The following is an 8291-nucleotide window of genomic DNA, read 5'->3' on the forward strand; positions in this document are numbered from 1 at the left end:
CCGCTGTTCATCGGTTTCGCCAACGTGATCGTGCCCCTGCAGCTCGGTGCGCCGGACGTGGCCTTCCCCCGTCTGAACGCCCTCGCGTTCTGGTTCTTCCTCTTCGGCTCGCTCATCGCGGTATCCGGGTTCATCTCCCCGCAGGGCGCGGCCTCCTTCGGATGGTTCGCCTACGCGCCACTGAACAGCACGACATTCAGTCCGGGCGTTGGTGGTGACCTATGGGTCTTCGGCCTGGTCCTGCAGGGCTTCGGCACCATCATGGGTGGCGTGAACTTCATCACGACCATCGTGTGCATGCGTGCGCCGGGTATGACCATGTGGCGCATGTCCATCTTCACCTGGACCACGCTGATCACCTCCATGCTGATCATCATGATCTTCCCGCCGCTGGCCTCCGCCCTGTTCGCACTGGGTATGGACCGGCGACTCGGCGGCCACGTGTTCGACGCCGAGAACGGTGGCGCCATCCTGTGGCAGCACCTGTTCTGGTTCTTCGGTCACCCCGAGGTCTACGTGTTGGCCCTGCCGTTCTTCGGCATCGTCTCGGAGATCGTCCCGGTGTTCTCCCGCAAGCCGATCTTCGGGTACAAGGGTCTCGTCTTCGCGACCATCGCAATCGCGGCGCTGTCCGTGACCGTGTGGGCGCACCACATGTACGTGACCGGCGCGGTGGCCCTGGGCTTTTTCTCCTTCATGACCATGATGATCGCGGTGCCCACCGGCGTGAAGTTCTTCAACTGGATCGGCACCATGTGGCAGGGGTCGCTGACGTTCGAGACGCCCATCCTGTGGGTGCTCGGCTTCCTCTTCACCTTCCTGTTCGGTGGTCTCACGGGCATTATCCTGGCGACGCCGCCGCTCGACTTCCACGTCTCCGACACCTACTTCGTGGTGGCGCACTTCCACTACGTGATCTTCGGAACCATCGTGTTCGGCATGTTCGCGGGCTTCTACTTCTGGTGGCCCAAGTTCACCGGCAAGATGCTCAACGAGCGGATCGGCAAGATCCACTTCTGGCTGCTGTTCGTGGGCTTCCACATGACGTTCCTGATCCAGCACTGGCTGGGTGTGGACGGCATGCCGCGTCGTTACGCCGACTACCTGCCCGAGGACGGGTTCACCTGGATGAACCAGTTCTCGACCATCGGTTCCATGCTGCTGGGCGTGTCCATGATCCCGTTCTTCTGGAACGTGTACACCACCCACCGCAACGCCAAGAAGGTGGAAGTGGACGACCCGTGGGGCTTCGGTGGTTCCCTCGAGTGGGCCACCTCCTGTCCGCCCCCGCGTCACAACTTCACCTCGTTGCCTCGGATCCGTTCCGAGCGCCCCGCGCTGGATCTCCACCACCCGGAGCTCTCGGCGTTCTCCAGCCAACAATATGAGGCCGAGACCCCCCTGGTGGGCGGCACCGGAAGGAACGGACGATGAGCGCAACTATCAAGACGTTCCTGCTGCTCGGTGTGTTCTGCACCGTGGTGGGCCTGGTGTATGGATTCGTCACCGAGTTCCAGGAACTCGCCGGATTCCCCGCACTGCTGGCCGTGGCCGCAATGAGCTTCATGCTCGTGGTCTACCTCTGGCTCGTGCAGCGCTCCACCGGGGGCACGCTCCCGGAGGACCGCGAGGACGGTGAGATCGTGGAGATGTCCGGTGACTACGGGGCCTTCTCCCCGTGGAGCTGGTGGCCCCTGCTGCTCGGCATCGGCTCGGCGCTGTTCGTGACCGCGCTGGCGGTCGGCTGGTGGATCATCGGCCTGGCGGTCCCGGTGGCCGCTCTCGGTCTGCTGGGCCTGGTCTTCGAGCACTCCCGCGGGGAGCACGCCCACTGATCAGCATCGGCTGACCATACCACGAGGCCCGCACCATCATGGGATGGTGCGGGCCTCGTCATATCTCCCAACCGGGGCAGGGTTCGCGATCAGCCCCGAGCCTTACGGGCGGGGGTCCGGCATCGATACGCGCGTCGTGCAGCCCTCAAGGTAGTGGTGGCCGGCGGGGATGCTCTGGAGCTCGACGAGCATTCCCCACGGTGCCTTGACGTGGACCGACCCTTCGCCCTCGGAGTCCGCATAGCGGCTGTTCTCGTGCACCTCGCTGAGGGCCTGGCCACCGGCCGCCACGAGGCGCGCTGGCGCGGAGTCGATGTCGTCGCAGTAGAAGCACATGTAGTTCAACCCCAGATCTGTCAGACCGGCCTCGGCGCTCTGCTGTCCACTGATCTCGAAGACCTCCAGGTTGGGACCGTTGCCGATGCGGATCATGCCTTGCTTGTGGATCGCCGCGCCCTCGGGTAGGCCGAGTCGACGCTCGACTTCCGCCCTCGGCGTGGTTCGTCGTCCGCGGTCAGGCCGTCGTACACGACCCCGGCACCGAGTCTGTCGACGATGAACCGGGTGGTGGCGTCGAGATCGGGCGCGGTGACGCCGATGTGTTGGATGCCGCGCGGGAGCATTGGTGAAGTCATGTCCTCATCCTAGGTGCCCCCAGTTCGTCACAGCAGGTGGCCTCGGGCAGGGGGTCGGGTGATTGCGGCGCTGGCTGCGGCAGGTGCGGCGACTGGGCCGCTCTTGCGCCTGGCATCGCGTCATGGGATGGAACCGCACCATGGAACCCGGTGGGGTACTGCCCCAGGGCGCGTCTCAGCGGCGTCATAACTCGGAAGGATCAATGCCCTATCTGACTCGCCAGCGCCACGATGATGCCCTCGGGGCCGCGTAGGTAACAGAGGCGGTAGACGTTTTCGTAGTTGGCGACCTCGCCCAGGACTTCGGCGCCGTGGCTGCGGAGGCGGGCTATGGTGTCGTTGATGTCGTCGACCGCGAACATGATCCGGTGCAGCCCTACGGTGTTGGGCGCCGGGGCGCGTGGATCCGGCTTGACGAGCGCCGGGGAGTGGTAGGTGGTCAGCTCCACCCGGCCGTGGCCGTCAGGGGTGCGCATCATGGCGATCTCGCTTCGAACCCCGTCCATGCCCAGGGTCTGGTCTGCAAAGAGCCCCTCTATGGGTGTTCGTCCTTCCAGCTCCATGCCCAGTTCGGTGAAAAAGTCCACGGCGCCGTCAAGGTCCTCCACCACGACGGCCACGTTGTCCATTCGCTGAATGCCCATGAATCAAGCCTAGATGTATCGACCCTCGGCGACGGCGGACCGGGCGAGGGCGGGTCCACGGCGGCCATTGGGTACACCTTGCGTCTGACACCGTGTCATGGGGTGGAATGGTTCCATGGAATCCATAGGGGAGCTGTCGCAGCGCACGGTCGTGTCCCGCCGCATGCTGCGGCACCGCCGGACATCGGAGAGAAGTCGGTCCCACGGAAAGCGAATGAGGCGCGATGGCACGCGAGGTCGCATTGGTCGGATTGCCGGAATTCGAGCTTCACGGGGTTTCGGATGCGGTGCGGGACGAGACCGAGATCCCGGAGGCCGTGGCTCGCCTCTGGCTGCGTCTGGGCGTCCACGGCGCTGATCGGCCACGGGGATGTCCAACTCTGCTACGACGGCACGCGTGACGGCACCCTGATCAGGGTCACGGTGGCCGTGCGAGAGGCCGGTGTCGGGCACCCGCCCCATAACCTTCCCCGGGGCCGACGTGGCGGCTGTTGTGCGCCTGGGGGACCGGCCGGTCGATACCGGAGACGCGTGGCTCGTGCTGGACACGGAGCTCCGACGTCTGGGCCTGGCGGCAGTCGGACCGTACCGTCAGACCTTCCACACGGATGGGAGCGTCACCCTTGCCGTGCCCGTCAGCTCCGCGCCCCCGTGTGCGGATCCCGAGGTCGGCGGGTAGGGCCGCATCCGGCACGCTCGGCGCTCGAGGCATACAGAAGGGCCCGTCCAGATCAAGTGATCCGGACGGGCCCTTCGTGGAGGAGATCGAGTGCGTGGGCCTGGGGCCTACTTCTCGATCTGCGCGCTGTGCGAGCCGGCGCCGACGCTGGCGGGCTCGGCGTCGTGATGACCGTGAGCCGCTTCCAGCTCGGCGGGCGTCACGGGGGCCACACGGTCCTCGAAGAAGATCCGGCTCAGACCGCCGCGCATCTTCTCACTCGTCGTGACCTTGCCCTTGGCATTGGCACGAGCGGGTTGGACCTTGCGGTCCTCGAAGTTCACGAGCTTGTAGCGACGGTATTCATCCAGGGGCTCGTGGACCTCCACGAACTCACCGTGGGGCAGGGCCTGGATGCGGCCCGACTCGCGGCCGTGGAGCACGATCTCCCGGTCCTTGCGCTGCAGGGACAGGCAGAAGCGGCGGGTGATGATGAACGCCAGGATGGGGCCCAGGAAGTACAGGGCTCGCAGCCAGTAGATGACGTCGTTCACGGCCACATGGAAGTGGGTGGCGATGAGGTCACCGCTGGCCGCGATCATCTGGACGGCGTAGAAGGTGACGCCGGCGGCGCCCACGGCGGTGCGGAACGGCGCGTTACGCGGACGGTCCAGGATGTTGTGCACGCGGTTGTCGCGGGTCACCCAACGCTCGATCCACGGCCACGCGAACATGACACCGAACATCAGGGCCATGGGGATCAGCGGCAACAGAATGGCCAGCGGAACCGCCAGACCGAAGATGTTGACCTCCCACGAGAAGGGCCAGTGACCGGGCATCAGGCGCAGACCGCCGTCGGAGAAGCCCATGTACCAGTCGGGCTGGGAGCCAGCCTGCACGGGGGAGGGATCGTAGGGACCGTAGTTCCAGATCGCGTTGATCGTGGTGGTCGCGGCGATGGCGGCCAGGATGCCGAACACGATGAAGAAGAATCCACCCGCTTTCGCGGCGTAAATGGGACCCACGGGGAAACCCACCACGTTGTCCTCGGTGCGACCCGGACCGGGGAACTGGGTGTGCTTGTGGACCACGACCATGAACAGGTGGATCACGATCATCATGAGGATCAACGCGGGGATGATCAGCACGTGCACGATGTAGAGGCGACCGATGATCGCGTGGCCGGGGAACTCGCCACCGAACATGAACATGGAGATGTAGGTACCCACGATCGGGACGGCCTTGGCGATCGCGTCCGCGATGCGCAGACCGTTACCGGAGAGCACGTCGTCGGGGAGCGAGTAGCCGGAGAAGCCGGCCACGATCGCCAAGATGAAGAGCACGCAACCCACGACCCAGTTCAGCTCACGCGGGCGGCGGAACGCGCCGGTGAAGAACACACGCAGCATGTGCACGGACAGCGCCATGACGAACAGCAGCGCGGACCAGTGGTGCAGCTGCCGCAGGAAGAGGCCGCCGCGGATGTCGAACGAGATGTGCAGGGTGGAGGCGTACGCCCCGGACATCTCGACACCCTGCATGGGGACGTAGCTGCCGTTGTAGGGCAAGGACGTCATGGTGGGGTCGAACCAGAACGCCAGGAAGGTGCCGGACAGCAACAGGATGATGAAGCTGTAGAGGGCGACCTCACCGAACATGAAGGACCAGTGGTCGGGGAAGACCTTACGGCCGAACTCCTTGACCATCGCGGAGGCGCCCACGCGCGTGTCCACGAAGTTGGCGATCCGGCCCGTGGTGGTCGTGGGGCGGTATTCGAAGTCTGTTGATGTGGACATTAGTTCGCCTCATCCTGCATGTCTTGGACGGCGAGATCGCGCTGCGAGTAGGTCGGTCCCACGGGCTCGTGGAAGTCGCTACGGGCAACGAGGTAGCCGTCGGAATCAACGGTAATGGGCAGCTGCGGCAGGGGGCGGGATGCCGGGCCGAAGATGACCTCGCACTCGTTCGTGAGGTCGAACGTGGACTGGTGGCACGGGCACAGCAGGTGGTGCGTGTGCTGCTCGTACAGGGCGATCGGGCAACCCACGTGCGTGCAGACCTTGGAGTAGGCGAAGATGCCGTCCACGTTCCAGTCACTGCGCTCGGGGGAGACGTTGACGTCCTCCGGGGCCAGTCGCATGAGCAGGACCACGGCCTTGGCCTTCTCGTCCAGGTAGCCCTCTTCGTGGCTCAGGCTGCTGAGGTTCTCCGGGACCACGTGGAACGCGGAACCGAGAGTCACGTCGGACGCCTTGATGGGGGTACCGGAGGGATCGCGTACCAGACGCACGCCCTCGTCCCACATGGTGTGGCGCAGGACCTTGAGGTCGGTGGGACCGAGGTCCTTGAGCAGACCCACGAAGGGGAGGGGCATGAGCACTGCGGCGCCGATCAGCGTGTTGCGCAGCAGCGGGCGACGCCGCACACCGGACTCGTCGTAGATGGTGTTCAGGATGCCCTGCGCCTCGGCGCGGTCCTCTTCCGGGCGCAGGTCGTGGCGCATCTCCACGATCTCGTGGTCCGGCATGAGGGTACGGGCCCAGTGGACCACCCCGATACCGATGCCGAACATGCCGAGGGCGATGCCGAGGCCCAGCAGCAGGTTCTGCAACCGCAGCTGCGCGGTGGGCTCGGTGTTGACGGCGTCGTACAGAGGACCGTCCACGCGGATACCGAAGTACGCCACGAAGAACAGGATGGATCCAATGATGGAGAGCAGGAACAGCAGGACCACCTGGTGTTCAGCTCGCTTCGCGGCCTTGGGATCTACGTCCGTCACGCGGGGGCGGTGCGGTGGAAGCCCCGGGTTGGGGAAGTTTTCCGTGCCCGTTCCGTCCGAGGTGACAACCGCCCCGCTCTTGTGGGGAGTGCCGTCACGATGGTCGCCCATGTGGTCCCTCATTCTTCTCTTGGTGCTGTGAATACTGTTTCGGGTGCCGGTGGGTACCGGCGGGGCGCTCTCAGGCGGAGCGCGAGGTCAGCCACACGGTGAAGCCGATGACGATCACCAGGCCGATGGTCCAGATGAACAGGCCCTCGGACACGGGGCCCAGGGAGCCGAGGCTGAAGCCACCCACGTTGGTGTTGTTGTCGAGGGTCTTCAGGTACGTGATGACGTCCCGCTTCTCCTCGGGGGTGATGTTGGCGTCGTTGAACACCGGCATGTTCTGCGGGCCGGTCTGCATGGCCTCGTAGATGTGCTTTTCGCTCACGCCCATGAGGGAGGGGGCGAACTTGCCGCGGGTCAGGGCACCGCCCTGGCCAGCGGCGTTGTGGCACATGGCGCAGTTGGCCAGGAACACCTTGGCGCCGTTGGCGGAGTTGCCCTCGCTGATGTCGAGGTACTCCTCCTCGGGGACGGCGGGGCCGGCACCCAGGGAAGCCACGTACGCGGAGAGCTGCTTGGTCTGTTCGTCGTTGAACTGCTGCGGCTTGACCTGCGCCTGGGGGCCCTGCATCTGCATGGGCATACGGCCGGTCCCGACCTGGAAGTCGACGGAGGAAGCGCCCACGCCGATCAGGGAGGGACCGGTGTTGGTGCCCTGGGCCTGCATGCCGTGGCACGTGGAGCAGTTGGACAGGAAGAGCTTCTGCCCCTCCTCGACGTCCTGAGCCGAGTACGTGGTGGTGTCGGCCTTGGCTTCATTGGTGGTTGTGGCAACTGCGTAGAGTCCACCGGTCAGAAGCAAAGCCATGACCAACAGCGCGAGGGCTGCCATGGGATGGCGGCGCTTTTGTGAGAGTGCCTTCACGTCAAACGTTCCTTTTACTCGGTTCTAGAACTTGAATGGGCGAACGGTCCTGGGGGCCTACTTGATGAAGTAGACCAGCACGAACAGGACGATCCAGACCACGTCGACGAAGTGCCAGTAGTAGGACACCACGATGGCCGAGGTGGCCTCGTAGTGACCGAAGCGCTTGGCAACGAAGGCGCGGCCCATGATGAAGAGGAATGCGATCAGGCCACCGGTCACATGCAGGGCGTGGAAACCGGTGGTGATGTAGAAGGCGGAGCCGTAGGCGTTCGCGGCGATCGTGACGCCTTCGGAAACGAGAGCGACGTACTCGTAGACCTGCACGGACACGAACACGGCGCCCATGAGGAAGGTCAGGGCGAACCACTCGGTCATGCCCCACTTGGTGAACTGGAGGATGCCGCCGGTGCGCCGGGGCTGGAGCCGCTCGGCGGCGAAGACGCCGAACTGGCACGTGACGGAGCTCAGCACCAGGACGATGGTGTTGGCCAACGCCATGGGCACGTTGAGCAGCTGTGTGTTCTCGTGCCAGACCTCCGGGGAGGTGGCGCGCAGAGTGAAGTACATGGCGAAGAGTCCGGCGAAGAACATCACTTCGGAGGACAACCACACGATGGTGCCCACGGATGTGAGGTTGGGGCGAGTGATGGTCGCGCCCACCGGTTTGGCTGGGGTATGAGTCGCAGTTGTCACAGAGACATTATGTCGCCAAAACTCCTGGCGAACCAACCACCACGGCCTCCGCAGCGCATCGTGTCGCGTCC

General features: G+C 64.9%; 9 protein-coding genes. 2 read left to right on the forward strand and 7 right to left on the reverse strand.

Translation table 11 applies throughout. The features are described 5' to 3' along the window. Positions 1 to 1434: cbb3-type cytochrome c oxidase subunit I (locus B3I25_RS03130; protein WP_286737777.1), on the forward strand; the 1434-nt coding region annotated here is incomplete at its 5' end. Next, positions 1431 to 1835: a cytochrome c oxidase subunit 4 gene (locus B3I25_RS03135; RefSeq protein ID WP_064845200.1), complete on the forward strand. Its 405-nt coding sequence runs from the start codon at positions 1431 to 1433 to the stop codon at positions 1833 to 1835. The genes B3I25_RS03130 and B3I25_RS03135, both read left to right, overlap by 4 nt. Before the next feature lie 102 nt (positions 1836 to 1937). On the opposite strand, the gene B3I25_RS03140 is transcribed toward B3I25_RS03135, so the two are convergent. The 7 genes from B3I25_RS03140 to B3I25_RS03170 all read right to left on the reverse strand — a co-directional run bounded on the left by B3I25_RS03140 (position 1938) and on the right by B3I25_RS03170 (position 8220). After that, positions 1938 to 2267, reverse strand: coding sequence for a hypothetical protein (locus tag B3I25_RS03140; protein ID WP_206398780.1), 330 nt, complete (start codon positions 2265 to 2267; stop codon positions 1938 to 1940). After that, on the reverse strand, positions 2264 to 2470 hold the full coding sequence (locus B3I25_RS03145) for a hypothetical protein (protein WP_207387824.1): 207 nt from the start codon (positions 2468 to 2470) through the stop codon (positions 2264 to 2266). Before B3I25_RS03145 ends, B3I25_RS03140 begins: the two co-directional genes overlap by 4 nt. A gap of 200 nt (positions 2471 to 2670) precedes the next feature. Then, the gene (locus B3I25_RS03150) at positions 2671 to 3114 is read right to left on the reverse strand and encodes a VOC family protein (protein ID WP_098053452.1); all 444 of its coding nucleotides are present in this window, start codon (positions 3112 to 3114) and stop codon (positions 2671 to 2673) included. Between the two features lie 786 nt (positions 3115 to 3900). Next, complete coding sequence (locus tag B3I25_RS03155) at positions 3901 to 5568, reverse strand: cytochrome b (protein ID WP_098053450.1); 1668 nt, start codon at positions 5566 to 5568, stop codon at positions 3901 to 3903. Beyond that, complete coding sequence (locus tag B3I25_RS03160) at positions 5568 to 6662, reverse strand: ubiquinol-cytochrome c reductase iron-sulfur subunit (RefSeq protein ID WP_035961968.1); 1095 nt, start codon at positions 6660 to 6662, stop codon at positions 5568 to 5570. The genes B3I25_RS03155 and B3I25_RS03160 overlap by 1 nt, the downstream gene beginning before the upstream one ends. A gap of 70 nt (positions 6663 to 6732) precedes the next feature. Then, complete coding sequence (locus B3I25_RS03165; RefSeq protein WP_167318503.1) at positions 6733 to 7524, reverse strand: c-type cytochrome; 792 nt, start codon at positions 7522 to 7524, stop codon at positions 6733 to 6735. A gap of 57 nt (positions 7525 to 7581) precedes the next feature. Further along, on the reverse strand, positions 7582 to 8220 hold the full coding sequence (locus tag B3I25_RS03170; protein WP_064845194.1) for a cytochrome c oxidase subunit 3: 639 nt from the start codon (positions 8218 to 8220) through the stop codon (positions 7582 to 7584). Positions 8221 to 8291: the final 71 nt, after the last annotated feature.

It is taken from the genome of Kocuria sp. UBA1838 (genome assembly GCF_002338785.1).
Classification (GTDB): domain Bacteria; phylum Actinomycetota; class Actinomycetes; order Actinomycetales; family Micrococcaceae; genus Kocuria; species Kocuria marina.

Excerpts from the sequence above, each read along its gene's own strand:
- B3I25_RS03135 (WP_064845200.1), top strand. The coding sequence starts at position 1,431 with ATGAGCGCAACTATCAAGACGTTCCTGCTGCTCGGTGTGTTCTGCACC.
- B3I25_RS03140 (WP_206398780.1), bottom strand. The coding sequence starts at position 2,267 with ATGATCCGCATCGGCAACGGTCCCAACCTGGAGGTCTTCGAGATCAGT.
- B3I25_RS03145 (WP_207387824.1), bottom strand. The coding sequence starts at position 2,470 with ATGACTTCACCAATGCTCCCGCGCGGCATCCAACACATCGGCGTCACC.
- B3I25_RS03150 (WP_098053452.1), bottom strand. The coding sequence starts at position 3,114 with ATGGGCATTCAGCGAATGGACAACGTGGCCGTCGTGGTGGAGGACCTT.
- B3I25_RS03155 (WP_098053450.1), bottom strand. The coding sequence starts at position 5,568 with ATGTCCACATCAACAGACTTCGAATACCGCCCCACGACCACCACGGGC.
- B3I25_RS03160 (WP_035961968.1), bottom strand. The coding sequence starts at position 6,662 with ATGGGCGACCATCGTGACGGCACTCCCCACAAGAGCGGGGCGGTTGTC.